This is a genomic window from Blautia sp. CAG:257 (assembly GCF_000433815.1).
Lineage (GTDB): Bacteria > Bacillota > Clostridia > Lachnospirales > Lachnospiraceae > Blautia_A > Blautia_A caecimuris.
Genome location: NZ_HF999063.1, coordinates 1 through 1,395, shown reverse-complemented (window position 1 = coordinate 1,395; position 1,395 = coordinate 1). Strand labels below are relative to the sequence as shown.

The following is a 1,395-nucleotide window of genomic DNA, read 5'->3' as shown; positions in this document are numbered from 1 at the left end:
GGATACGAAGTAAACAGCGAAAACGCATTATTTTTATCCATATATGAGCAGCTATCTCCTTTGTCAAATAAATGAATATAATTTGAAAAGGAGATTTTTTATGCAAAAATTTAATATAAAAAAACAGGTCGGGAAGCTATATGGCATTACAGCAACAGGATATTTTCAGATTGCAGGAGCCTCCTGGGTGGCTCTTCTTGCGGCAAGAGGATTTTCGCTTATTGAAATTGGAATCATAGAAAGTATATTTCATGCTGTAAGCATATGTTTTGAGGTTCCATCGGGAGTAGCGGCGGACGTATTTGGACGTAAAAATACCCTTGTTATAAGTCAGATCGTATCGCTGATATCCGGTATTTTGATGATTTTTTCAGGCGGATTCTGGTCCACAGCGCTGGCAATGGGCTTTTCTGCTTTAAGCTATAATCTGTCATCCGGTACAAGAGAAGCGCTGGCATATGACAGCTTAAAGTATGTCGGACAGGAAGAAATATATAACAGATTTGCTTCTGCAGAAATGGCTCTTTACAGAATCAGCAGCTCAACGGCAACCTTATGTGCAGGGCTGGCGCTTTTTCTCGGATATAAGACAGCCTATGCAATTGACGTTTTATTCAGCATTGGAGCCCTGAGCATTGCATTGTGCTTAAAAGAGGTTGAAGCTGATTGTCAAAATACAGAAAAAAGGCAAGAAAGCATACTGGAAAAACTGAAAAACGTAGTTCTGGAAAGCGGGAAATTTCTGCTAAATAACGGAAAAGCCAGAACTATTATGATCGTCAATTCTCTGATTGGGGCAGTTTCCACACTTGTGCTTTTTTTCCTGCAGGCAAAACTTCCAATGGCCGGACTGAATTCTCTGGCGTTGGGACCGGCTTTGTTTATAATGGGTCTGGGAGCAGTTGCGGGAGCCAGAATGGTTGCTTATTTTCCTCAATACAGCTATAAAAAACTGCTTATACTAAGTGCTTTTGGAGTTGGATGTGCTCTTGCAGCAGCCTTTACGGGGAATGTCTGGATTATGATCGCAGGTGGATTTCTGGGAGCGTTTGCAGATGATTTTCTGGAGGTAAAAACAGATGTGATCCTGAATGAAATGATTCCGTCTGAGCAGAGAGCAACCCTGATTTCTGTAAGCTCTTTTATGTTTTCCATAGTAATGATTTTTTTATCAACGTTTATGGGGTGGATGCTTTCCTGAATAGGCTAAAGATATGGAAACATGGAGAAGATTGTGATCCATATTTCTGCGACAGCAAGATTTTTTCTAAACAGAGGACATCAGATGGGATGATAGGGGATTTCTTTTATAAATGATGCTCTGTATGATGAAAACGGAAAAGAAAAAAATACAGCGGCTGAATTATATGGCCTGCGGTGATATTCTGGAAATAA

1 protein-coding gene is annotated in these 1,395 nt (G+C 40.2%); it reads left to right on the top strand.

Annotated elements, in window-relative coordinates; translation table 11 throughout:
• Positions 1–100 precede the first annotated feature (100 nt).
• The gene (locus QVP40_RS08165) at positions 101–1,201 is read left to right on the top strand and encodes an MFS transporter (protein ID WP_022067972.1); all 1,101 of its coding nucleotides are present in this window, start codon (positions 101–103) and stop codon (positions 1,199–1,201) included.
• Positions 1,202–1,395 lie beyond the last annotated feature (194 nt).